Here is a 23,962-nt window from a genome sequence, read left to right on the forward strand (position 1 = left end):
AGCGCGCGATGAGCACCCCCACGCCCGAAGTGGCGTCCCCCGACCGGTACGCGCCCGAGTTCGACGTGCGCGTCGAGGGCCTGGAGATGGACCCGTCCACCAAGAACGACATCATCGACATCAAGGTGAACCGGGACCTCGACGAGATGTCCGGCTTCGACCTGACCCTGAACAACTGGGACGACGTGGGCCTGCGGTTCAAGCACAGCGATTCACCGCGCTTCAGACTCGGCGGCCGGGTGTCGGTCCGGCTGGGCTACGCCGACAGGCTGCTCACCGTGGCCACCGGGACCATCTCCACGCTCAGCCCGAAGTTCACCGACGGGGCGTCGCCCACCGTCCAGATCAGCGGTGTGGACGGGCTGCTGCGGCTCAAGGACCGCAAGCCCACCGAGAACGAGACCAAGGTCTACCGCAATCTGCCCGACTGGCGCATCGCCGAGCAGATCGCCCGGCGCAACCACCTGCGCATCGAGGTCACCAGGGAGGGCCCCACGCACGACCTGGTGGTGCAGAAGAACCAGGACGACGCCACGTTCCTGCTGGAGCGGGCCAAGCGGCTCGACTTCGACTGCTACATCCTGCCGGACCCGAAGGACGGCGAGGACACGCTGTACTTCGTCCGGCCGACCGACGGCCGCGACGGCCGCCCGATCCGGGTGTACCGGCTGGCGTACGCACCCGGACTGAGCACCGGCCCCACCGACCAGCCCCGGGGACTGATCCCCAACCTGATCGAGTTCACCCCGACGCTCACGGTGTCCCAGCAGGTCAGCAAGGTCACCGTGCGTGGCTGGGACCCCCGTACCAAGCAGGCGATCGCGTTCACCGCGACCGCCGAGAACCTGCCGGCGGGGCAGAACACGGCCGACGGGCAGAGCGGACCGCAGGTCGCCGAGTCCACCCTCCAGGGCCGTCAGGAGGTCGTGGTCGACGCCCCGGTCGGCAGCGATCAGGAGGCCCGGGAGCTGGCGATCAGCCTGCTGCGCGAGCGGGCCTACGAGTTCATCACCGCTACCGGCAAGGTGGCGGGCCTGCCCGAGCTGCGGCCCGGCGACAACCTGGAGATCTACGGCCTCGGCCGCCGCTTCTCGGGCACGTACTTCGTCAAACGGGTCGAGCACACCCTCAACACCAGTGGTTTCTTCACCCAGTTCACCGCACGGCGGATCCATCAGGGGGATCAGTGACCATGAGGGGCACGCCACGCGCCCGCTCCACCGACAAGCGCTACTACGGCGTCGTCGAAGCGCTCGTCGTGGAGAACGAGGGCAATGACGAAGGCCAGGTCAAGCTGAGGTTCCCGTGGTTCGACGACACCACCGTCACCGACTGGGTCCGGGTCAGCCAGCCGTACGCGGGAGGCGGCTACGGCTCGGTGTTCGTCCCCGAGAAGGGCGACGAGGTGCTCGTCGCGTTCGTCCACGGGGACATGCGGTACCCGATCGTCCTGGGCGGCCTCTACAACGGCGAGGACAAGCCGCCGACCGCCCGCACCGAAGGCCGCGACCAGAAGACCATCCGGACCCGGCACGGCCATGAAGTGGTCCTCGACGACACCCGGTCCAAGGCCGCCGTACGGATCACCTCCGCCGCCGGACACGTGGTGGAGCTGGACGACGAGGGCAAGGCGATCCGGATCACCGCGGCCGAGGGCGGCGGCGTCACCGTGACCGCGCAGGGCGAGATCACCCTCAAGGCGCCGAAGGTGACGGTCGACTCGCCCTCCATCGACCTCGGCGGCGGCGCCACCGAACCGCTCGTGCTCGGCAACGCACTGCTCCAGGCGTTCAACGCGCACACCCACCCCTCCGCCGCCGGGCCGACCGGCCCGCCGGCCCCGCCGCTCACCCCGGCCGTGCTGGCCAAGAAGGCGAGGACGGCATGAGCGAGGAGTTCCTCGGGACCGGCTGGCGGTTCCCGATCCTGCCCGACGCGTCCGGACGGCTCGGCTACGCGGTCGGCGAGGAGAGCATCGAGCACTGCCTGCGGGCGCTGCTGCTCACCGGTGTCGGGGAGCGGGTCATGCGGCCGGAACTGGGCACCCGCGCCCAGGAACTGGTGTTCGCGCCCGGCAGTGTGCAGAACCTGCGCGACCTGGAGCACTCCATCGCCGTGGCCGTCCGCGACCACGAGCCGCGGGTGGAACTGGAGGAGGTCCGCGCGGAGGCCGACCCGGCCGACGAGTCGCGGATCACCGTCTCGGTCGTCTACCGCGTCCGGCGCAGCAACACCAAGGCCAACCTGGTGTTCCCGTTCTACACCGGGCTCACCGGGCTCACCGGCCTCGCCGGGGGCACCTCATGACCCTGCCCGCGCCCAAGCTGGACGACCTCACCTGGGCCGACATGATGGCGGCCATCCGCCGGCGGATCCCCGCCGAGTCGGACGGCACCTGGACGCTGCACGCCCCCGTCGACCCCGGCGTCACGCTCCTGGAACTCCTCGCCCACCTCCTCGAACAGCGGCTGTACTGGCTGGACCAGGTGCCGGACGCGCTCGTGGTCGCCGTCCTGCGGCTGCTCGGCCTGGAACCGCCGCGCCCCGCCCGCCCCGCCGCCACCGTGCTGAGCGTGGCCGCCCAGGAGGCGGGCACCGCCGTCCCGGTCGTACCCGCCGGGACGGCGCTGACCCGGGACCCCACGGGAGAGACCGTCTTCACCCTCGACGACGAGGTGGCCGTCTTCCCGCTCGCCGAGGGCGGTGAGGTCGGCGTGTGGACCGACCGCGACCGCACGGCGGACCTGCGGGCCCGCCGCGGCGTGCCGCTGCTGGCGGGCCACGGCGCCCCCGCCGAGGTCCGGTTCACCCTGCCGCTCACCGGGGCGCACCCCGCGCCCGGCCCGATCGGCCTGCTCGTCGAGCTGGACGCGCCCGCCGCGTCCGTGCCGTCGTGGCTGCCCGGAGCGGTCGCCGACGTGCCGCCCCCCGCCGAGCTGACCTGGTCCTGGTTCCGGCCGGGCACGGACGTCTCCGGCCGGTTCGGGAAAGACGTCTCCGGCCGGGCCGGGACATTCGAGAAAGTAGAGGACGGCACGGCCGGGTTCAGACGGTCCGGTGTCGTCCGGCTGTACCCCCCGGACGGCTGGACCACGCGGGACACCGGGCTCCTGGTGTCCACCCCGGCCGCCACCTACCCCGCCCCGCCCCGCCTCCTCCAGCTCGCCGTCAACGTCTCCGCCGCGCACCACCGCCGGCGCCGCACCGTGCGCGGCGCCGACCTCCGGGACCAGCTCGACGCGTGGCTGAGGCTGCCCGGCCAGCACCTCGTCCTGCCCGACGCCGCCGATCGCCTGCTGGAGGCGACCGTGCGCCTGGCGGGTGAGGAGTGGCGGCAGGTGCCGGACTTCACCTTCGGCGGCCCGGCCGACCGGATCTTCGTGCTCGACCGGACCGAGGGCGCGGTGGTGTTCGGCGACGGACTCACCGGACGCGTCCCCCGCCCGGACCCGGACCTGAGCGTCGAGTACACGACCGGCGGCGGCCGGGACGGCAACGGCGGCATGACCGGCAACTGGACCGCGGCCACGGACGTCCCGGCCGCGTCGGGCGCGATCTCGGCCGCCAACCTGGTACGGGCCGAAGGCGGCGCGGACCCCGAGACCATCACCGAGGCCCGCCGTCGCGCGGCCGCGTCCCTGGGGGAGGTGACCCGCGCCGTCACCGCCGACGACTTCGTCACCCTGGCCCGTACGACACCGGGCGTCGCCGTCGCCCGCGCCCACCCGTCCCTCGGCGAGCACCCCGGCTTCCCCTGCGCCACCGTGCCCGGCGCGGTGACGGTCCACATCGTCCCGGCGGCGCCCCGGGACGACCTCGACCGCGAGGACTTCGTGGCCGCGCCGCTGCCCGACCCGGGCATGCTGTGCGCGGTCGCCGCCCGCCTGGAACAGGCCCGGCTGCTCACCTCCGAGGTGTTCGTCCGCCCGCCGCGCTACCGCGAGGTGGCGCTGGGCGTCGCCCTGTCGGGCGACCCGGCCGACCGCGCCCGCGTGTCCGCCCAGGTCACCGCGGCGCTGCGACGCTTCCTCGACCCGCTCGTGGGCGGTGAGGACCAGGACGGGTGGCCGTTCGGACAGCCGCTGCGGCCCTCGGCCCTGCTGCAGGCCGCCCAGCGGGCGCTGGGGGACCTCGCGGACGTGGCCGCGGTGGCGATCGGCCTGGACGGGGCGGAGGCGGACGAGGAGTGCGACGAGGTGCCGCTGGGCGCGGGGGCGCTTCCCGTGCTGCGGACGGTCCGCACCCGGATCGTGCCCGCCGTCGAACCAGGGGAGGGGCTGGCATGACCGGCGGCGTGTGGTGGGAGAAGGACGCGGGGGAACGGGAGAGGGCGGACGGGCGGACCGTGCCCGGCCCCGGACCGACCGGTGTCCAGCCCGAACTGGTCGACGCGACCCGGGAGGCGGTCCGGACCGGCGTACGGGGCCGCATCGCGGGCCACACCCCGGACTGGACCGACCCCGACCGCCAGGACGCCGGCGTCGCGCTGGTCCGCCTCTTCGGCATCCAGGCCGAACCCGTGCTCGGCCGCGTCAACCGGCTGCCGGAGAAGGTGCTGGCCGAGCACCTGGCGATCGCGGGCGTGCGGCGGCGCCCGGCCGGCGCGGCCGCGGCGCTCCTGGAGTTCACCGTGAACCCGCCGGACGGCTCCTCCGTGCTCGTCCCGGCCGGGTTCCAGAGCGCGGCCTCGACGCCGGCGGGGCAGGTCGTCTACGAGACCGACCAGGACCTGTACGCCACCCCGGCCACCCTCGGCGACCTCGCCGTCCAGGAGGCCGGAACGCTGGAGCCGCTGCCGCTGGGCCCGTCCGGGCCCAGCCGTCCCTTCGCGCCCTTCGGCCGGGACCCCGAGCCCGGCAACGGGCTGTGGATCGGGCTCGCCGGGCCGGCCGCCCCCTACCCGCGGCTGTCGCTCGGCTTCGTGGTCGTCGCCGCTCCCCCCGCGCCCGCGGCCTCCGGCGGGACGGTGCCGCTGCCGCTGCCGCCCGGGCCGCTGCTGCGCTGGGACGTGCTGGACGGCACCCGGCTCGTCCCCGCCGAGCTGCTGCGGGACTCCACGGCCGGGCTCAGCGCCGGCGGGACCGTCGAGTTGAGGGTCCCGCGCTCCTGGGAGCCGGGCAGCCCGTCCGCCACCCGCCCCCGGCTGCGCTGGCTGCGGGTGCGGATCGCACACGGCGCCTTCGCGGGACCGGCGCCGGTGCTGTCCGGACTGCGGCTGAACGTGGTCGCCGCCACCGCCGCGCGCACCATCCGCGACGAGCCGCTGCAGCCCGTCCAGGACCCCGCGGCGAGCGGGCGGCGCCGCATGAAGCTCAGCCAGGTGCCCATCCTCGCCGGCTCGGTGGTCATCGAGGTCGACGACGACGCGGGCGGCGGCGTGTTCGGCACCACGGCCGGCACCACGTCCCGGTGGCGCGAGGTGGAGAGCCTGGCCGGGTACGGCGCCGACGACCGGGTGTTCACCGTGGACCACGACAGCGGTGAGGTGACCTTCGGGGACGGCGTCAACGGCGCGGCCGTCCCCCCGGGCTTCCGCAACGTCCGGGCCGTGCGCTACCGCGTGGGCGGCGGCAGCGCCGGCGCCGTACGGGCCGGCGCGGTGGGCGGGGTGGTGACCGCGCTGCCGTTCGTCACCGGCGTCAACAACCCCTTCCCGGCCTCCGGCGGAACCGACGCCGAGCCCGACGCCGACGCCATGCGCCGCGGTGTCGGCGAACTGCGGGCGCGCGGCCGGGCCGTGGCCCCGGCCGACTACGGTCTGCTCGCCACCCGGGCGCCCGGCGCGTCGGTGGCCCGCGCCCGGGGCGTCCCCGGCCTGCACCCCGACTTCCCCGGGGTGCCGATCCCCGGCGTCGTCGGAGTGCTCGTGGTGCCGTCGGCGCCGCCCGTACCGCCGGGCGACGACACCGGCGAACCGCCGGTCCCCACCGCCGCGACCCTGCGGGCCGTCGCCGACTTCCTGTCCCGCCGGGCCGCGCCCGCCGGGGTCACGGTGGTCGCCGCCCCCGCGCCGTACCGCCGCGTCCAAGTGGAGTCCTGGGTCACCCTCGACCCGGACCTCGACCGGGCCGCGGTCCTGGCCCGGGCCGGCGACGCGGTGCGCGGCTACCTGGACCCGCTGCGCGGCGGCGAGGACGGCGCGGGCTGGCCGTTCGGTGGCGCGCTGCGCCACACGGCGCTGGTGCGACGGCTCCTGGCCGTCGACGGGGTGCTGGCCGTGACCCGGCTCTCGCTCACCGTCGACGGAGTGCGCCACCCGCCCTGCACCGACCACGCCCTCCCGCCCCACACTCTGGTCTGGCCGGAGCGCCCGCTGCTGATCCCGGTAGGTGAGCAACCATGACCTGCGCACCGCACCCCGCGACCTTCCGCCTCCTCGACGCCTACGTCGGCTGGGACCAGCAGGAGGCGCACGGCCTCGTCGGCTTCGACGACCCGGCCGGCCTCCGGCTCGCCTACCGCGGCACGGCCCCGGAAGGCCCCACCAGGGACCAACTCCTGCCCTGGTTCCCCGACCCGCGGCTGGCCCCCGGGTGCGGGCCGTGCGCCTGGTACCTGCTCGTCCCGGACGAGCGGCGGCTGCTGCGCCGCGACGTGTGCGGCGACGCCTTCACACCCGTCCGGCCGCCCGGCTGCGACCCCGCCCCGCCGCGCGAGCCCGTCTCGGTGGCCGCGCGCGGCCACCGGCTGGCCGTGGTCGAGTCCGACCGGGTGCTGGTGTGGCGCCGCGAGGGCGAGCAACTCGCCGGGGTGATCCGGGTCGAGCGGCCGCGGTGGGCCGCGCCGGGCCCGGACGACGAGGTCCTGGTGGCCTGCCGGGGCAGCACGCTCCTGCGGCGGTTCGACTCGACGGGCGGCTTCCGCGGCGTGCTGCGCACCGGCGCGCGCGGCGAGGTCATCGGCCTGCGCACCGGACCGGGGCAGACCGTGTGGCTGCTCACCGACGACGGCGGACGGCTCAGGATCCACCGGGGCGGTCGCCGCCGCCCCTTTCGCACCGCCACCGTGGCCGAACTGGCCGCGGCCCTGCCGCCGTCCGCGCTCACCTCGGCGGACGAGGACGGGTTCTGCCTGGGCGAGAAGGGCCCGGACGGCCCCCGGACCACCTGCTTCACCTGGCGGGGACTGCCCCGGGACGCCGCGCCGCGGGCCGCCGACGCGTATGTGACCAGCGGGTCGTACGTCACCACCCTCATCGACAGCGGCATCTCGCGGTGCCGCTGGCACCGCGTACGCGTGGACGCCGACGTGCCCGCAGGGACGGCGGTCGCGGTCGGGATCGTGGTGAGCGAGGACGACCGGTACGACGAGAGCGACTGGCAGGCCTCGGCCCCGGGCGTCACGGACTTCCTCGTCGACCAGCCGCCCGGCCGCTTCCTGCGGCTGCGGCTGCGGTTGTCGGGCGACGGCGGCGCGACCCCCGTCGTCCGCCGGATCCGGCTGGACTTCCCCAGGGTCACCAGCGCCGACCTGCTGCCGCCCGCCTTCCGGCAGGACCCCGCGGCCGACGACTTCACCGAACGCTTCCTGTCGTTGTTCGACGCCACCCTCGCCGAGGTCGACCGGGTGATCGAGCGGTACCCGGCGCTGCTGGACCCGGCGGGCGTCCCGGACCGGGTGCTGCCGTGGCTGGCCGGGCTGCTGGGCCTGTCGTTCGAGGCGGGCTGGGACCCCGCCACCCGGCGCGCGCTGCTGGCCGCGGCCCCGGAGCTGTACCGGCGCCGGGGCACGCCGGGGGCGCTGCGGGAGGCGGTGCGCATCGTGTTCGGGGTGGCGCCGGTCATCGACGAGTCGGCGGCGGACCGCCGCTGGGCGCGGCTGCGCGAGGCCGTGGGCGGCACCCCGGCGGGATCGGGCCAGGCTGAAGAGCTGGGATCCGTCCGGTTGTTCGGCCGGTCGGCGAGCCGGTTCCGGCTCGGCGGCTCGGCGCTCGGCTCGGCGCCGCTGCGCGCGTTCGGCACCCCGGACAGCGATCCGTACACCGCGCACGCGCACCGGTTCCGGGTGCTCCTGCCCGCCGGCTCGGCGGACGGGGCGGCGCTGCGGCGGCTGGTGGAGCGGCAGGCACCCGCGCACACGGTGGGGTCGGTGCGCACCGGGGGTGCGGGGTTCGTGGTGGGCGCGCGGTCCACGGTCGGCGTGGACACGGCGTTCGTCCCGCTGCCCGCGCCCGTGCTGGGGGGTGAGCGCCCGGTGCGGCTGAACCGCGACGGGGTGCTGAGGCCGGGGCCGAGGGGGCCGCGCCGAGGAGTGGGCGTCGGAGTCGTCTCCGCCGTCGGTGTGCATACGCGAGTGTCGTGAGAGGACGGGCGATGACGGAGCCAGGGACGACAGGGACATCGAGGAGCGGGGAGTTCGACGCGCCACCGCTGCGCCGGCTGCGGTACTTCCACGGCCAGATGCTGGGCGCGCGGGACTTCCAGCGCGAACAGGAGTACCACCGCGAGAAGTCGCGACTGCGCATGCGCTGTCTGCTCGGCTACGGCGTGGTGTGCGGCCTGCACGTGGAACCGGTGCCGCGGGACGACGACGACTGCCCGCCGGACACCGCCGGGGAATCCGCGCTGCCCGAGGAGTCCGGGCTGCCCGAGGAGTCGGGGCCGTCCGAGGAGTCGGGGCCGTCCGAGGAGTCGGGGCTGCCCGAGGAGAGCACGGAAGCCGGCGGTGCCGAGCCGGCGGAGCGCACCCGGCGCAGGGCCAAGGTGGCGATCACGCCCGGTCTCGCCGTGGACTGCGACGGCAACGAGGTCGTGGTGCGCGGCGCCTGCGTGATCGACCTGTGGAAGGCGCTTCCCCCGCACGAACGGGACACCGACACCGTCTGGGTCGGCGTCGAGTACGCCGAGCGGCCCGTGGAGCCCACCCGCGCCGTCTACAACGACGGCTGCGCGGACACCCCCGACTGCGAGTTCGGCTGGACGGAGGAGTGCCACAGGGTACGGGTCACCGGCTGCGAGCCGCCGGCCGACGAGCGCTGCGACACCTGCTGCACGCCCTGCGGGCACAAGGTGCTCTGGCTGGCCAGGATCGACTGCGTGGACTGGCACGAGCCGGTGCGCCGCGACCGGATCCACATGAACGTACGCCGTCCGTTCGGCCGCCATCTGCCCACGGTGATCACCGGTGTCAACTGGATCCACGGACACACCTACACCATCGACGAGGCCAAGGACCTCCTCGGCACCCACGACGAGGACGGCGGGCTCGTGGTGCGGTTCTCCGCCGACGTACGGTCCGACACGCTGCGGCCCGGCGTGGTGGAGCTCCAGGTGATCGAGGGCGGCAGCGGCCGCAACGCCTCCACCTGGTACATGGGCGGCACCTTCGCCGAACCGGACCCGGAAACAGGCGGTGAATGCGGCAAGTTCACCCGGGAGTTCCGCTACCGCCAGACCACCCGCGAGACGCTGCAGGACGGCGACCGCGTACTGATCACCGTCCGCGCCGCGTTCATCCTCGACCGCTGCTGCCGCCCGGTCGACGGCACCCACGTCGGCGGACGCGTACCGACCATCGACGCCGGGGCGACCCCGGCCGCGGCGCACGGCGACTGCCACCTCCCGCCCTCGGGCATCGGCCCCTGGACCTCCGGCACCGGGGCGGGCGGGGACGTCTTCGAGAGCTGGTTCTTCGTGAAGGAGCGCTGATCATGCGAACAGACTGCGGATGCGGCTGCGGTGGCGAGGCCACCCGGACCTCCGCCTTCGTACGCCCCCGCTTCTTCGCCGGGCAACTGCTGACCGAGGACGACCTGAGCCTGCTGGTCGAGTACACGACGGCGAAGAGCAGACTGCACAACCGGTCCCTGTACGGGCCGGGGGTCGTCTGCGGCCTCGGCGTCACCTGCGACCCGTGCGGCGGCGGAACCGTGGCGGTCCACCCCGGACACGCGCTGGACCGCGCCGGAAACGACATCGTGGTGCCCTGCACCGAACGGGTCGACGTCACGGCACTGGTGCGGGAACTGCGGATCAGCGGCCTCGGCGTGGACTGCGGGGCGGACTGCGGCGACGACGGCGGGCGCCGCTACGGGCTCTATGTGCGCTACCAGGAGTCCCCCGTCGAGCCGGTGGCACCGTACGCCACGGAGGAGCCCTGCCCCGCACCCGGATGTGTGCCCTCCAGGATCCAGGAGGGGTTCCGCTTCCTCGTCGGACGGGCCGACGTCGAGGACCACCGCCACAACCCCGGCACCCGGCTCCTCGCGAGCCTCGGCGACCTCCCACGGGCCGACCGGGCCCGCACCCGCGACCGGCGGCTGGGGATGTACACCGACGCCCTCCTCGTCGCCTCGCTCGGCACCGGCCGGACCTTCCGCTTCGACGCCGCCGACGCGCGGCGGTACGCCACCGCTCTCGCGTGGCTGCGCGAGAACGCGGGCGGTGAGGGCCCGCCGCCCCCGCCGACGGCCCGTGAGACGACCGAACACGTGCGCGCGCTGGCCGCCGCCGTCGCCCGGTTCGACACCTACGACCCGGCCGGGCAGGAGCAGCTCGGGAGGGACTACCCGGACCTCGCCACCGTGCGGGAGGCCCGCGCCGTCCTGGGCACGGCCTGCGAACGCCTCAGGGGCGCCGACCTGGAGGCGGCGTGGCCGGACCCGCTGCGCCGCACGATCGCCCGCGCCGTCGTCACCGAGGCCGCGGCCCGCGTCGTACCGGCGCAGGGCGACCCGGACGCGCCGCTGGAGGTGCGGATGCTCGCCCAGGGCACGCCGCTCGGACACGCGCTGCGGGTGGAGTTCCGCGCCGACATCGCCCTGATCCGGGAGTGGCTCCTGGGCCGTCTCGACCAGGCCGCCGACCTCGCCGACTGCGCGCTGCGCACGGACGTCGCCACCGTCGACGTACCACCGCTGCTGCCGCCCCCGCCGTCGGACAGCACCGAGAAGGCGACCGTCGCCGAGGCGCAGCAGATCGCGGAGGCGGCCGCGGCGCTGGGCACCGCGCTGCGCCGGTTCCTGACCGACGCCGCGTGCGCCACCCTGAACCCGCCGTGCGGCGACAGCGCCGACACCGACGTCCTGCTCGCGCACGTGGAGCTGGAAGGCTGCGATGTGGTGCGGGTCTGCTCCGCCACCCGGGAACAGGTGCTGCCGGGCGGATCGGCGTACGGCGAGTGGCTGCCCAAGCTCTACCGGCTGCGGGAACTCGCCGAGCGCGTGTGCTGCGGCCCCCTCCCGTCGTGCCGTAAGCCTGCGCTCCCCTCGGAGGGCCCGGTGGCGCGCCCGTACGCGGAGGGACTGCTCGGCGACTGGCCGCGCACCGGCGACCTGGAGGAGATGCTGTCCCTGCTGCTGACCCCCGCGCCCGGCGAGACGCCGCCCAAGGCGCTGCACGAACAGGTCTACACGACCCCCAGCGAAGTCACCGACAGCATGCGGGAACTGGCCGGGCTCAGGACGCAGGTCGCGGACCTCACCGCCGCCCTGGAGGGGCTGCGCGCCCAGATGAGCAGCGCGGAGACGCAGGTGACCCACCTGGCGGAGCGGCTGCCGGAACGGCTCGGGCCGCGCCTCGCGCAGCTCGAAGGCAACCCGGACCGAACCGGCGAGGCCCCGGAGCGGGCAACCGGCGAGGCCCCGGACCGGACACCGGGCCAGGGCCCGGACCAGACCTCTGACCAGGCCCCGGACCAGGCCTCCGACCAGGGCCCGGACCATGCCTCCGACCAGGGCCCGGACCATGCCTCCGACCAGGGCCCGGATCAGGCCGACGGGCCCGCCAAGCCGCCGGCCAAGCGCGCCCGGGCGCCGCGTACCCGGAAGTCCGGTGAGACGCCATGACGGGACCCCTGCGCCCCGCCTTCCACGAAGGCCAGGTGCTGGCCGCCGCGGACCTGACGGCCACGGTGGAGTACGCGCGCGGCCGGGCCGCGCGGTACGCGCGGCACCTGCACGAGTGGGGCATCGTCGAAGGGCTCGGCCTCACCACCGAGCCCCGCACCGACCCGCTGACGGGCGTCCGCCATGTCGAGGTGAGCGTCGCCGCGGGGATGGCCGTGGACGGGACGGGCCGCGAAGTGGTCCTCACCGAGCCGGTCGTGCTGCGCGAGAGCGACTTCGAAGCGGTCAACGGCGCCGACCAGCCCACCGACGAGCCGTACCCGGTCTTCCTCACCGCCGCCGACCGGGAACCGGCCCGGGCCCCCGGGCCGGTCTCCTGCTCCGGGAGCGCCACCTCGACCCGCGTGGAGGAGTCGTACCAGATCCTCTTCGGGCGCCGGGGCGACGAGCGGCTGGCCGAGGAGCAGCGGCCGCCCGCCATCGGCGAGCCGCCGGCCGATCCGCCCGCCCGCTGGCTCGTGCTGCTGGGCTACGTCCGATGGGCGGACGGCCACTTCAGCGGCGTCCAGACCCGCGCGCGGGGCGTCGCGGTGCGCTTCGCGGGCGTGCGCGCGGACACCGTCGCGGCCCGGTCCGGCACGCTGACCCTGCGGACCGACCCGGCGGCCCAGGAGGGCAGGCCCGCGCTCGTGCTGTCCGGCGGTGACCAGCCCAGCCTGGTCTTCGGCCTCTATCAGGGCGGCGGCGCGGTCTCCCCGCTGATGACCGTGGCAGCCAACGGCAACCTGACGATCGAGGGCAGCTTCAGCGGCCGGATGGCGGCCGGCAGCACACTGGTGGCCTCCGGAACCGCCACCGACGGGATGCTGCTGCCGCTGCCCTCCGGCATCCTCCCGGAGCAGGTCGCCGACGGCCGCGTGGTCCTCCATGTCCATCTGACCCCGCGCACCCCGCCCTTGCCCGACGGGACGCTGTGCGGCCCGGCCGAGGCCACCGTGGACGGCGACCGGCGCGTCCGCTGCCGGGTGCGCCTGTACGACCCCCTGGCGACCCCGGCGAAGGTCGTCGAACAGCCCGGGGCGGTCGACTTCCTCGTCCTGGCGACGGTCGCGGCGACGAACGGCGGTGGCTGACGATGGCTCTTTCCGTGGTGTACGCGGCCGACACGGGCCACGTCGTGGGCGCGCTGGCCCTGACCGGCGTAGCCGCCCCGGCCGATGTGGCCGCCCTCGTGGGGCGCGCGCTGCCGCTGCGCGTCTCCCTGGGGCAAGGCCGGACCGCGACCCTTCCGCTGAACGCCCGGGACCTCGCCGTGGCGGCCGTGGACGACGAACCGGCCGCCCTCACCGACCCGTTGTCCTTCGGCGTCGAGGTGACGGGTGAGGGCAGACCCAAACCGGCGCTGGTGCGTCTCCCGTCGTGGACCGACGGCATCGCGCTGGCCAAGGACGGGCTCACCGTCACCGTGCAGGTGGCCGTGGCCCGCCCCACCCCCGTCGTCGCCCTGGTCTCCGACGAACAGGACACCCATGTGCTCGCCGGGGAGATCCCCGCCCAGCAGACCCAGGTGAAACTGCCGGTGACCCTCACCGCGGGCAGCGTGCACGGGGTGCTGGTGCTCCCGGCCGGCTGGGCGGGCCACCTGGAGAAGGCGGCGGTGACATGAGCGCCCCCACCGGGCCGGCCGTCGGCGGGACCGGCGACATCACGGTGCGCCGGTGCACCGTGACGGTGGTCCGGCGCGGTGGGTGGAGCTGGGGGCCCGACCCCCGCGGCCTGGTCCGCCAGGTGGTCGACGCCCTGCCGGAGCTGCTGGCCGACCACTTCGCCGAGCGGCTGGCGGAAGACGGACCGGACGTGGAGATCACCGAGCCGCTGACCGTCACCGTCCGGCAGGGCCGGCCGCGAGGGCCCGGCCGGCCGCCGGGCGGCGGCCCGCCCGTCGAGGTCCACTTCGCGCCGGTGCCGGTGGTGGCAGTCCCGGCCGAGCCGCCCGCCGACGACGCCGCGTCCCTCCAGGACGCCTTCGCGGAGTCCTTCGCGGCGGAGCCGGAACCCCGGACCGTCCCGGGCGCCGCCGCGCTCTTCGCCGAACTCGCCGAGCGCGGGGAACTGGACGCGCTGCTCGCGCTGTTGCCGGACGAGACGCTGCGGACCTACCTCCTCGCCCTGCTCGGCGCCGACGACCCGGCGGCCGCGCGCCTGCTCGCCGAACTCGTCGGCCGCGCCCCCGTTGCGGGCCCTGCGCCCGCCGAGGCGCTGCCCGAGCGGCTGCGCGCCGCGGTCGCGGGCCTCGACGCGGCGGACCTGCCCCGGGTGCTCGCCGGCTTCCTGGCATCGGCCGACCGCGAGGAGGCGCTACGGCTTGCGCGGCTCCCGGCGGGCCCGCGAGACCAGCCCGACCGGGCTGACCGGGCTGACCGGGCCGCCGGGGCCGCCGGGGAGCCGCCCCGGGCGGCGGAGGACACCCGTGGGGCGCGGGCCACGGGGGAGGTACGGGTGCGGTCCGTGCTGCCCTTCCTGCTCGCCGGGCCCCTGGCGCGTATCGGATACCTCGACGCCATCGGACCCGCCCTGGCGGGTATCGAACTGGCCGAGGACACACCGCTGTTCGCGGCGGCACTGGCGTACAAGGTGCTGGGCGTGACCGCGCGGGGCTGGCGCCGCGCCGAGGGGGACGCCGAGGCCGCGGCCGCCTTCGCCGGGCTCGCGCCGCCCGTCGCCGAGGAACGGCTGGCCGACTTCGCCCGCCGGGTCCGCCCCGCGCTCCCGGTCCTCGACGGCGTCCTGGCGCTGTCGGTGGGCCGCGGCCACGACCCCGCCGACCCGCTCCTGATCACGGGCACCACCCACGTCGACGGCGGGCTGCTCCTCGTCGACGCCCAGGGCATGTTCCCGGTCGCCTGGGCGGCGGAGGCCGCCGGGCTGCTGCCGCACTGGCAGACCTGCGGACGGCCCCCCGTGCTGCTCTGCGACGGCCCCCTGCCCCCCGGCACCCTGCGCGAACTCGCGGCGGCGGGCGTCCCGTTCCTCACCGGCGTACGGCCGCTGCGCGGCGACCCGGTGGTGCGGCTGCCCTGGCGCACACCGCTGTGGGCCGGCGCGGGCACGGCGCCGGACACGCGCCTCGCCGCGGAGCTGCCCGACCACGCCGAACGGCTCGCGGACCTGGTCACCGCCCTGGCCACCGAGCGCCGGGCGGTGCCGCTCGCGCGGGACGGCGGCCTGGAGCGCACCGTCACCCTGGCCGCGGGGCTCGGCCTGGCCACGATCGCCTGGACGCTCTGGCGCGACCGCGAGACGCCCGATCCGACGGCCGCCCTCGTCCGCTTCGCCGACCTGGAGGCCACGGTGCGGTACGAGCCCGGCGCCGTCCGCGTACGGGTGCCGAGGGGACGGCGCCACGCGGACCTCCTGGCCGGCGGCCTGCTCGCCGATGTGCCCGACGTGGCCTGGCTGGGCGGCCGGACCCTGACCTTCTCGGCCGGGTGACGGGCATGGGCGAACCAGCGGTGGAGCACCTGCGGATCCGTCTCGCCGGCCTGCACCGGGCGCTCGGGGCCGCCGTCGAGCGTCAGGCCCGGCTCGCCGCCCGCCTCACCAGGCCCGACCTCACCCCGTACTGCGTGACTGACGAGCAGGTCGAGGTGCTGCTCGGCGAGGTGCACGCCTTCACCGACACCATGGCCGAGCCGTACGCCCCCCGCCGGGTGGAGCCGGACGCCGAACGGGACCTGAGGCGGCGCGCGTCCGCCCAGGGCACGCCACTGCCGCTGGACGCGCTCGCCACCCGCTTCGGCCTGACCCGTGCGGAGCAGGACGCGCTGCTCCTCGCCGCGGCGGTCGAACTGGACCGGGGGTACGAGCGGATCTACGCGTACATCGTGGACAACCTCAACCGCCGCCTGCCGAGCGTCGAACTGCTGGTGACGGTGGGCGCACTGAGACACGAAGAGGCCGAGGAAGATGCGGGTAGCGCGGCGGCCCGCCTGGCCCTGCGCCGGAGCCTCGGCCCGGCCGGGCCGCTGCGCCGCTACGGCCTGCTGCGCCCGCACGGGGAGGCCGCCGTCGAACTGGCCCAGGAACTGGTCGTCGGCCCCGGGGTGCTGGACTTCCTGCTGGGCTGGGGCGGCGACGTCGGACTGCTCGGCCACGACCCCGGCGAGGTCGCGCCGCCGGAGCCGCGCGTCCTGTCCCCGTACCTCTCGTCGGACGAACTCACCCGGCTGGGCCGCGCCCTCGGCTCCGGCGACATCGACCTGGCCGGGCTGTGGGGCTGCCCGCCCGACGGCCAGCTCGACGCCGCACAGGCGCTGGCCCGGGCCGCGGGGGCACCGCTGCGTACTCTGACCGACGACCCCGAGGCCGACCTGCGGACGGCCGCCGCGCTGGGCGCGGTGCTGTGGATCCCCGCCGACGACCTGCACGGCGAGTCGCGGCGGCACCACGCCGACGCGGTGTCCGCCGCGCTGCCGCGCTCACGCGTACCGGTGTGCCTGACCGGCCTGAAACCATGGCGCCCGCCCGGCCTGCTCGCCGCGCGCGCCTACGCCGAACTCACCGTGCCCGTCCCCGGCTTCACCGACCGCCGCGCCATGTGGTCGGCCGCCCTCCCGGACCTGAACGGCACCCTCCTGGAAGACCTCGCCGTCCGCTACCGGATGAACGGCGGCGAACTGCGCGCCGTCGCCTCGGTCGCGACCGCCGGGGCACGCCTGGCCGGCAACGGCCACCCGCAGCCGCTCGCCGACCACGTCGAACCCGCCATCGCCACAGTCACCCGCGGCCGCGGCGGCAGCGCCGTCCACTCGATCGTTCCCCGTCGCACCGTCGACGACCTGGTCCTGCCCGACGTCCAGTTCCGCCAGATCCTGGAGATCGCCTCGGCCTTCCGCGCCTGGCCCCGCATCGCCGAGAGCTGGGGCTTCGCCCGCGGCTCGGGTCATGGCGGGGTCAAGGCGCTCTTCACCGGGGAGCCCGGAACCGGCAAGACCATGTCCGCCGAGATCGTCACCGGCATGCTCGGCCTGGAACTGCTCAAGGTGGACCTCGCCCAGGTGGTCTCCAAATGGGTGGGGGAGACGGAGAAGAACATGGAGACCGCGTTCCGGCAGGCCGAGGAGAGCCACGCGGTGCTGCTCTTCGACGAGGCCGACGCGTTGTTCGGCAAGCGGGGCGAGGTGAAGCACGGCACCGACCGGTACGCCAACCTCGAGGTCGGCTATCTGCTGCAGCGCCTGGAGGCCAGCGACGGTCTGGTGATCCTCACCAGCAACCTCAAGGACAACATCGACCCGGCCTTCACCCGGCGCTTCCACTTCGTCGTCCACTTCCCCCGCCCGTCCGCCGCCGAGCGTCGCCGCCTGTGGCGCATCGCCTTCCCCGAGGAAGCCCCCCTCGCCCCCGACGTGGACCTGGACGCCCTGGCCCGCCTCGACATGACGGGCGCCGGCATCACCGCGGCGGCCCGCACCGCCGCCCTTGCCGCCGCCGACGCCGGCAGTACCGTTATCGGTATGCGCCATGTGGTGCGCGGGGTGGCCCGCCAGTTCCAGCGCGAGGCGCGCCTCCTCCGCCCGACCGAACTCGGCCCGTACGCCGACCTGCTCGGCGACACGTCCAAGGGGTGACGCCGATGCTGCCCACCGAACCCCCGCTCTCCCTCCACCGGCTAGTGGCTCCCGTCCCACCGGCGCGTACCCAGGAAACGGCGACGGCCACCCGCCAGGTGCCGGCGCCGGCCCCGGTGCCGGTGAGCAATGCGGCAGTGGCCCATGGCATGCACGCGCTGGCTGGGACAGCGTCGGCCGCCGCCCAGGACCAGCTCGGCAACGCGGCCATGGCCAAAGCGGCCGCACAGGCGGCCCCGGCTGTACCGCTGCTCGTCATGCCGCTGAAGACCCAACGGCAGTAGAGAAACCTGAGAGCAAGTCGGGGAGGTGGGCGGCGCGGACTGCCTGGAGTGACAAGCTCGCGATGGCAGTGGATACGCGCCCGCTGGGGCCACGCCCCACGGGCCGGGCCGCGCTCACTCCCCCTCGCGTGCCGCGACCTTGCGCCGCAGCTCCTCGACCTGCTCGATCAATTCCCGTGCCGCCCCCACAAGCTCCTCTTGGGCGCCGATGTCCAAGTCGTGCACCTGACGCTCTGTCTCACGCAGTTCTGCCGCGTGGAGTTCTTCCAGTACCGTCATCAGGGATTCGCCTCGCTGCTTCACCCTGTCCAGACGAGTGGTCTTCTCCCGCAGCCGGAAGACGGTCGCCCGGCCTGCGGCGAGCTCGGACAGCCGATAGCAGACCACCTCCCTGTTATGCCAGGGTGGGCTGTTCGTGCCGAGGGTGTAGCCGAGGGGCAGAAGATCGGGATCGAGCGCGAGGAGCTTCCGTTCCGTCCCGGCGGAGGAATCCGGGGCGGTCACAGGGCCGCCCCGGGTCGGCGGGACGGCCAGCCACCACGGCTGACGGGTACACACGAACAGAAGGTCGAGACGCCATAGATCGACCTCGGCGAGTACGAGGAACTCCGTCGGCAGATCGACCCCGTAGCACTCGCGCATGACCTCCGGCACGGACAAACCGTTCTCGTAGAGGGCGTGTGCCAGACGGGCCATCGAGGAGTAGTCTGCGCGGGACGCCTCCGTCCGCAGCCGCCGGAGTGCGGACTCGTCCATTTACTTCTTCCCCGTCTTCTTGTTCTTCGCTGCTTCCGCGTTCTTCTCGGCCTCGTTCTTGGCCTCCTGCAGCAGGACGCTCAGCTTGCGCCAGACACTCTTGAGTTCCTCCGCCGTCAACGCGGTGACGATCTCGCGCGTCATGGTCTCCGTCCTGACCAGGATGTCGTGCAGTCTCTGATCCCCGGATCTGCGCTGTTCCTCCGGCGGGATCTTCTCTTCGAGATATTTCTGTACCGATTTCTCCATTGCCTCGATGCGCTTCTTGATCTTCGGGTCATCCACCGTCAGGTCAGGGTTGTCCACCATCATCTTGATGACGGCCTCCACATGCGAGAAGACTTCCGCCCGCACGAAGTTCTTGGCCGGGAGACCCAATCCCTGATTCGCCAGGAAGAGCTCGTTGGCCAGTACTTGGGCGTTCGCCATCGACTGCGACTGCAGCATGATCGCGTACGCCATGTGGCGTTTGCTGCGCGCGCTCGGTCCACGCACCGCGAGTTTGCGACCAGGGTCGTGCAGCTTCGCATCGGAGCTGACGGACGCGCTTTGGTCATGGACGATGGAGAAGGCGCTGCCGTAGAGACGCAACAGCCACTTGCGGAAACTACGCCCTTCCCCTTCACCGAAACCAAAGGGAAGTTCCTTCCTGGCCGCCTCATCGGCCCGGTTCTGCATCATCTGGAAAACGCCGTTCCGGCGATCCTCGTCCCACACCTTGACCAGGGTGTTGGGCTCGGTGGGATACGTCATCTCCGGGATACGCCGGGCGACGGCCGCCCGGACCGCCCGGTCGACCGCGTTGGCGAGCTGCGTCAACTGGACCACCCGCTCCTGGGCGCCCTCCTCCCAGTGGAGCTCCTCGAAGTCGTAGCCACCGACGATCATGATCGGGTCACCGGCGATGACGTGGAGGATCTGTTCGTACGCGGCGAGCACGCCGCGGCCCTTGGGAGCGCGGACTCCGCCGTCAGGGTCCTGGCTCAGGACCTGCACCTGCTGGTTGACCTTGCTGAGGACGGCGACCGCACGCTTGGTGTGCGTGGACGTGAAGACACGTTCGCGCAGGAGCCCGTACGGCACCGCCTTCGCCCGCTTGCTGCCGATGCCCTTCCCCTCCACGTCACGTGCGGCCTTCTTGTGCGCGTCGTCCAAGCTGACGTACGTGTTCTTCACGGTGCTGAACGGAACGGTCTTCTTACTGTTGACATCGAACCACTCGGGAGTCCAGACGAAGCCGAACGCGATCATGCGCAGTTCGTCCGGCCGTAGGATCGACCCCAGTGCCTGGGAGATCGCAGGGACGCCGGCGTTCGAGCGCTCCGGGTCCAAGCGGTTCGCGGAGTTGACGCCGATGATGACGGCGGTCCTCGCCCAGGCCGCCTTCTTTTCGGGGGAGCCGCTCCACGCCTCTTCGAGATAACGCGCGGCGACCCTCGGCTTTGCCTTCACCTCATTGGGAGTCGCCACCATGGTGATGACGAAGGCGACCGCGTGCTTCACCCCCATGGGGTTGTCGATTTCGCGCAGAGCGCCGATCGACCCGGCGGCATCGTCGAGCCCGGTCGACGCCGCAGCCTTGCCGATCTTGTAAGGGAAGAGCCTCTTGAACGGGGTCTTTTTCTCTGGGTTGATGGCGACCGTGATGAAGTAGGTGTTTCGGGCCGCTTGTTCTAATTTGATGCGGGAGAGTCCATGGCGCGCTTTGATGGCCGGAAGCCCTCGTCGTATGGTCTCCTCCGTCGCCGACTTGGTGTCCAGCAGGCGCGCCGCCTCGCGTACGGCGGCGTCGAGGGCGCGCAGCATGTCCTTCCTGGACCGCTTGTCGGGACGCTTCTTCCTCGGATCGCGCCGGTCCTTCCGCTTCGGCCTCCGCCGGTCCGGACGTCGCCGCTGGTCCGGGCGCCTCCGGCGGCGCGGCCTGCCCGGCCGCTTCCGGTCCGGGCGGCGCTTCGGCTTCGGCTTGGGCTTCTTCTTCTCGAACTTGACCTTGATCTTGGCCCACAGCTTCTTCACCAGGCCCACGATCTTGTCGATCACCCAGTCCACCGCCCGGTTCACCGGCTTGGTCATCGCCTGGACGATCTGCTTGACCTTGGCGGCGATGCCGCCCACGCCCAGGATGCCGGCCAAGACGCCCAGCAGGACCGGGATGGAGCGGGCGAGGGCGCGTTCGATGAGGCCGGGGACGCCGCCGCTGCCGCCTCTCGCGATTGCGATGACCGCGTCGAGCACCGCGTTCACGAACTCGAAGATCTGGCGCGCCTGGGTGACGATGAAGCGCACGATGTCGATGATCAGCTTCACCGCGCGGACGAAGGCGGACGCGGGGTTGAGCAGCGAGATGATCCACGTGATCCCGGCGACGACGATGGTCGGCGTGACGTAGGCGATGACCTTGTCGAGGAGGTCCTTCTTCAGGTCGCCCACGCGGGTCTTGAGGTCGTCCCACATCCCCGCGACGCCCCGCTTGCGGACCTCCGCGACCAGCGGCACCGCGGTCTCCGCCGCCGCGACCGCCGGTTCCATCTTCGGGACCTTGCGGACGATCCGGGAGCGGATGTTCTGCCAGGTCAGTCCGAGCAGGGAGGCGAGCATCCGCAGGACTCCCTGGGCGTCGAACTTCGACGGCAGCTCGATGCCCGCCTCGGCCGTCTTGCCCAGGAGCCAGGAGAGGACGCCCTGTTGCAGATGGCGGCCGATGTTCGCCAGGAACTGCCGCAGGCCGGCGCCGACCGCCGAGACCAGGTTGCGCAGGAAGCCGATGGGGTCCTTGAGGATCAGCATGACCGCCGACGCGGCCTTGGCGAGGACCGACAGCAGGAGCCGCTTGAGCTCCAGGATGGTGTTGATGACGGACTTGACCGCGTCCACGGCCTTGGCGACGAGGCCCTTGTTCTTCTCCTTCTCCGCCGCGATCTCGTCGTCGACGGACTTGAGCGCGTCGGTGTACTTGGTGGCGAGCGTGTCGACGAGCTGGGTGCCCTTGTCGTCCACGGACTGGGTGAGTTCGTCGAACTTGTCGGTGAACTCGGCGGCCGCCTGCTGCCCGATGGACCGCAGATCGGCCGGGAGCTTGCGCACCGCGGCCTGCATCTCGGCGCGGCCCTGGGCGATGCGGCGCTTCGCCCGGTTCAGTTCGCCGCCGATGGTGTCGGCGACGTCGGAGATGACCTGCCGCATTCGGCGGACGTAGTTGTCGCGGGCCTCCTCGAAGATCTTGTCGGCCTCGGCGGGCAGCCCGGCGAACAGGTCCCGGAGCCAGCGGGCCTTGCCGGTCCAGCCCGAGTAGCGGCGGTCCTTGTACTCCTCCATCTTCCGCTTGTGCTCGGCGGTGAACGCGTCCCGCGCCGCCTTCTCTTCCCTGCCGAACTGGTCGTCGACGAGCTTGTCGAGGCCGTCGAGGATCGCCTCGACGTCCTTCTTCATCGTGTCGAAGACGCCCTGAAGGATGGCCGTGACCTGGGCCCGCTTCTCCTCGTCCCGGCCCTTGGCACCGGTCTTGCCCGCGCCGACCTGCTGCCCGGTCTTCACCCGCTGGGCGCCGATCGCGCCCATGGCGGCGGTGCCGAGCCGTTGGGCCTGGGCGGTGGCGGCGCGCAGTTCCTTCTTCTCGTGCCCGCGCATCCGGCCGGGGGCCACCTCGGAGTGCCGTTCGGCGGCCTTCTTCTCACCCAGCGCGTTCTTGAACGTGGGCTCGTTGGACTTCTTCAACTGCGTCTCGGTGACCTGTGCGTCCGCCATCTGCCGGTCGACCTGCGCGGGTCCGGCGGACAAGTCGGTGGCCGAGGGCGGCAGCTTGTCGGGTACGGCGTTCGCCGGATTCGGCGTGCCCGGGGTCCCGGGGGGCCGGTCCGGGGTCATCGGTACGACCTTCTTGGGCACGGCCGCCGAGGTGTCCGGGGGAGCGGCGGTCGTCGTGGCGATCTGCTCGGCCGAGTCCGTCTTGCCCTCGCCGACCTTGCCGTGCACCTCGGCCCGCACCTCGTCGGCCTTGCCGGAGTCGGCGAACTTGTCGGCCTCGTCGAGGTTCTTGGGCGCCTTCTCGGCGATCGCCTTCTCGACCGCCCTGATGAACGCGTCCTTGTCGAACTCCTTCGGCTTCGCCTCGTTCATCTTCTCGGCGTTGGCGGTCTTGCCCTGCGCCTCTTCGTCGTCCTTGGGCGGCCGGGCCGCGTCCTGCGCGGCCCCCGCCTCCGCCCTGGGGGGCGGGTGCGAGCTCGCCACCGAGCGCTTCTTGCGCTGCACGTCCTTCTTCAGCGTCGCGAACTTCGGATCCGCGTCAGGGCCGGGGCGTGCTTTCGCGTCAGGTGCCTTTGCGTCGGGTGTCTTCGCCTCCGGCGTGTCCACCGCCGGCGGTTCGGCCGCGGGCGGCCGCTGAGGGGCGGGCTCGGCACGGCGCGCCGCCGCGATCGCGCCATTGCCGACCATGTCCTGCCCTGCGGGCGGCGCGGGTCTGGGCCCGCCGGCCAGGGCGGCGGCCGCCGCCGCGTTGGAGGGAGCGAAGGGGGGCCTGGCGGGGCTGTGTACCTCCGGCCGTTCCTGGGTGGGGGCGGGGACCGACTTCGCCATCCTCGGCCGCTGAGCGAGAGCCTTCGGCGGTGGCATCGGACGGAACCCCTCCCACGGCATGTCGGTGCCGGCAGGAACGCGGTGTCCTGTCGACACCCCCGAGGAAGGGTGGCAGCACGGGCGTGACCGGACCGTCACCCCCGTGTTCCCGGACCGTCTTCGCCGCCGGGCGGCCTCACGAAGTCAGGTGGTAGCGGACCGCCCCCCGCCAGGCCGCTGCTCTCAGCCGAGGACGAGCGGGAGTCTCCCGCCCAACTCGCCCAGCTCCGCCCGCTCCGCGTCGGTGGGGGCGCGCCGCCCGGTGCCGACCAGCAGCGCGGTCGTGTCGGAGAACGACGCGGGGAACACGGTCCCGGCGATCTTCTCCAGCATCTCGCGGGACCGGGCGAGCCCCTCGGCGGGCGGCTGTGCCGCGTTCGGGAGGTGGGCGATGAGGTCGAGGTGGTGCAGCGTCCACTCCATGACGTACGCGCCGAGGTAGTCGCGCGCGGTGAGGACCACGTCCCGGGTGCCGACCCGGAGGTCCGGGTCGGCGAGTTCGGCGGCGCGGCCGGCGGCGGAGCCGACGTCGTCCAGGTGGAAGGTGAGCAGCCCGGGCTCCTGGTAGGCGGCGGCGAGGCGCACGGTCAGCGCGTCCAGCGGGTCGTCGCCGGCCGGCGGCGCCTGGGCGACCTCCCAGTAGGTCACCGCGTCGCGGGTCGGCTCCGTGTCGGCCGGGGTCGCCAGGGTGATCAGGACGTCCTGGGCGTCGATGACCAGATGGCACACCAGGTCCCGTACGAGCCAGCCGGTGCAGCCGGAGGGCCGCGCGAAGTCCTCGTCCTGGAGGTCGGCGACCGCCGCGCGCAACGCCGCCCACGAGCGTGAGAAGAGGTCCACCCCGGCACGGTAGTGGGGTGCCGCGACGGCGGACAACCGCATAAGGGCGGGCGGCT

16 protein-coding genes are annotated in these 23,962 nt (G+C 73.7%); 13 read left to right on the plus strand and 3 right to left on the minus strand.

Annotated elements, in window-relative coordinates:
- The first annotated feature begins 8 nt into the window (after positions 1–8).
- From ABFY07_RS33775 to ABFY07_RS33835, 13 genes are all read left to right on the plus strand, one after another.
- Entirely contained in the window at positions 9–1,190 is a 1,182-nt protein-coding gene (locus ABFY07_RS33775) for a phage late control D family protein (RefSeq protein WP_346178143.1), read from the plus strand.
- Positions 1,191–1,192: 2 nt separating this feature from the next.
- On the plus strand, positions 1,193–1,888 hold the full coding sequence (locus ABFY07_RS33780; RefSeq protein ID WP_346178144.1) for a phage baseplate assembly protein V: 696 nt from the start codon (positions 1,193–1,195) through the stop codon (positions 1,886–1,888).
- Positions 1,885–2,307: a GPW/gp25 family protein gene (locus ABFY07_RS33785; RefSeq protein ID WP_346178145.1), complete on the plus strand. Its 423-nt coding sequence runs from the start codon at positions 1,885–1,887 to the stop codon at positions 2,305–2,307. The genes ABFY07_RS33780 and ABFY07_RS33785 overlap by 4 nt, the downstream gene beginning before the upstream one ends.
- Complete coding sequence (locus ABFY07_RS33790; RefSeq protein ID WP_346178146.1) at positions 2,304–4,286, plus strand: baseplate J/gp47 family protein; 1,983 nt, start codon at positions 2,304–2,306, stop codon at positions 4,284–4,286. Before ABFY07_RS33785 ends, ABFY07_RS33790 begins: the two co-directional genes overlap by 4 nt.
- The gene (locus ABFY07_RS33795) at positions 4,283–6,343 is read left to right on the plus strand and encodes a putative baseplate assembly protein (RefSeq protein WP_346178147.1); all 2,061 of its coding nucleotides are present in this window, start codon (positions 4,283–4,285) and stop codon (positions 6,341–6,343) included. The genes ABFY07_RS33790 and ABFY07_RS33795 overlap by 4 nt, the downstream gene beginning before the upstream one ends.
- Positions 6,340–8,301 carry a phage tail protein gene (locus ABFY07_RS33800; protein ID WP_346178148.1) on the plus strand — a complete coding sequence of 654 codons (1,962 nt, stop codon included), beginning with the start codon at positions 6,340–6,342 and terminating at the stop codon, positions 8,299–8,301. Before ABFY07_RS33795 ends, ABFY07_RS33800 begins: the two co-directional genes overlap by 4 nt.
- Positions 8,302–8,312: 11 nt before the next feature.
- Entirely contained in the window at positions 8,313–9,647 is a 1,335-nt protein-coding gene (locus ABFY07_RS33805) for a hypothetical protein (protein WP_346178149.1), read from the plus strand.
- Positions 9,648–9,649: 2 nt separating this feature from the next.
- Positions 9,650–11,785: a hypothetical protein gene (locus ABFY07_RS33810; RefSeq protein WP_346178150.1), complete on the plus strand. Its 2,136-nt coding sequence runs from the start codon at positions 9,650–9,652 to the stop codon at positions 11,783–11,785.
- Positions 11,782–12,918, plus strand: a complete 1,137-nt coding sequence (locus ABFY07_RS33815; protein WP_346178151.1) for a hypothetical protein — start codon at positions 11,782–11,784, stop codon at positions 12,916–12,918. Before ABFY07_RS33810 ends, ABFY07_RS33815 begins: the two co-directional genes overlap by 4 nt.
- Positions 12,919–12,920: 2 nt before the next feature.
- On the plus strand, positions 12,921–13,451 hold the full coding sequence (locus ABFY07_RS33820; protein ID WP_346178152.1) for a hypothetical protein: 531 nt from the start codon (positions 12,921–12,923) through the stop codon (positions 13,449–13,451).
- Positions 13,448–15,277 (plus strand): hypothetical protein, encoded by a 1,830-nt coding sequence (locus ABFY07_RS33825; protein ID WP_346178153.1) that lies wholly within the window; start codon positions 13,448–13,450, stop codon positions 15,275–15,277. Before ABFY07_RS33820 ends, ABFY07_RS33825 begins: the two co-directional genes overlap by 4 nt.
- 5 nt (positions 15,278–15,282) lie before the next feature.
- Entirely contained in the window at positions 15,283–17,415 is a 2,133-nt protein-coding gene (locus ABFY07_RS33830; RefSeq protein WP_346178154.1) for an ATP-binding protein, read from the plus strand.
- Positions 17,416–17,537: 122 nt separating this feature from the next.
- Complete coding sequence (locus ABFY07_RS33835; RefSeq protein WP_346178155.1) at positions 17,538–17,699, plus strand: hypothetical protein; 162 nt, start codon at positions 17,538–17,540, stop codon at positions 17,697–17,699.
- Between the two features lie 114 nt (positions 17,700–17,813).
- Here the strand turns inward: ABFY07_RS33835 and ABFY07_RS33840 are convergent, their stop codons facing one another.
- From ABFY07_RS33840 to ABFY07_RS33850, 3 genes are all read right to left on the minus strand, one after another.
- A complete protein-coding gene (locus ABFY07_RS33840) occupies positions 17,814–18,455 on the minus strand; it encodes a hypothetical protein (protein WP_346178156.1) in 642 nt (213 codons plus the stop codon).
- The gene (locus tag ABFY07_RS33845) at positions 18,456–23,027 is read right to left on the minus strand and encodes a hypothetical protein (RefSeq protein ID WP_346178157.1); all 4,572 of its coding nucleotides are present in this window, start codon (positions 23,025–23,027) and stop codon (positions 18,456–18,458) included.
- Between the two features lie 222 nt (positions 23,028–23,249).
- On the minus strand, positions 23,250–23,906 hold the full coding sequence (locus tag ABFY07_RS33850; protein WP_346178158.1) for a maleylpyruvate isomerase N-terminal domain-containing protein: 657 nt from the start codon (positions 23,904–23,906) through the stop codon (positions 23,250–23,252).
- Positions 23,907–23,962: the final 56 nt, after the last annotated feature.

The organism is Streptomyces sparsogenes subsp. cuspidosporus, assembly GCF_039532705.1.
Taxonomy (GTDB): domain Bacteria; phylum Actinomycetota; class Actinomycetes; order Streptomycetales; family Streptomycetaceae; genus Streptomyces; species Streptomyces sparsogenes.

Excerpts from the sequence above, each read along its gene's own strand:
- ABFY07_RS33800 (WP_346178148.1), top strand. The coding sequence starts at position 6,340 with ATGACCTGCGCACCGCACCCCGCGACCTTCCGCCTCCTCGACGCCTAC.
- ABFY07_RS33840 (WP_346178156.1), bottom strand. The coding sequence starts at position 18,455 with ATGGACGAGTCCGCACTCCGGCGGCTGCGGACGGAGGCGTCCCGCGCA.
- ABFY07_RS33805 (WP_346178149.1), top strand. The coding sequence starts at position 8,313 with ATGACGGAGCCAGGGACGACAGGGACATCGAGGAGCGGGGAGTTCGAC.
- ABFY07_RS33775 (WP_346178143.1), top strand. The coding sequence starts at position 9 with ATGAGCACCCCCACGCCCGAAGTGGCGTCCCCCGACCGGTACGCGCCC.
- ABFY07_RS33810 (WP_346178150.1), top strand. The coding sequence starts at position 9,650 with ATGCGAACAGACTGCGGATGCGGCTGCGGTGGCGAGGCCACCCGGACC.
- ABFY07_RS33845 (WP_346178157.1), bottom strand. The coding sequence starts at position 23,027 with ATGGCGAAGTCGGTCCCCGCCCCCACCCAGGAACGGCCGGAGGTACAC.
- ABFY07_RS33780 (WP_346178144.1), top strand. The coding sequence starts at position 1,193 with ATGAGGGGCACGCCACGCGCCCGCTCCACCGACAAGCGCTACTACGGC.
- ABFY07_RS33830 (WP_346178154.1), top strand. The coding sequence starts at position 15,283 with ATGGGCGAACCAGCGGTGGAGCACCTGCGGATCCGTCTCGCCGGCCTG.
- ABFY07_RS33785 (WP_346178145.1), top strand. The coding sequence starts at position 1,885 with ATGAGCGAGGAGTTCCTCGGGACCGGCTGGCGGTTCCCGATCCTGCCC.
- ABFY07_RS33790 (WP_346178146.1), top strand. The coding sequence starts at position 2,304 with ATGACCCTGCCCGCGCCCAAGCTGGACGACCTCACCTGGGCCGACATG.
- ABFY07_RS33795 (WP_346178147.1), top strand. The coding sequence starts at position 4,283 with ATGACCGGCGGCGTGTGGTGGGAGAAGGACGCGGGGGAACGGGAGAGG.
- ABFY07_RS33815 (WP_346178151.1), top strand. The coding sequence starts at position 11,782 with ATGACGGGACCCCTGCGCCCCGCCTTCCACGAAGGCCAGGTGCTGGCC.
- ABFY07_RS33825 (WP_346178153.1), top strand. The coding sequence starts at position 13,448 with ATGAGCGCCCCCACCGGGCCGGCCGTCGGCGGGACCGGCGACATCACG.
- ABFY07_RS33820 (WP_346178152.1), top strand. The coding sequence starts at position 12,921 with ATGGCTCTTTCCGTGGTGTACGCGGCCGACACGGGCCACGTCGTGGGC.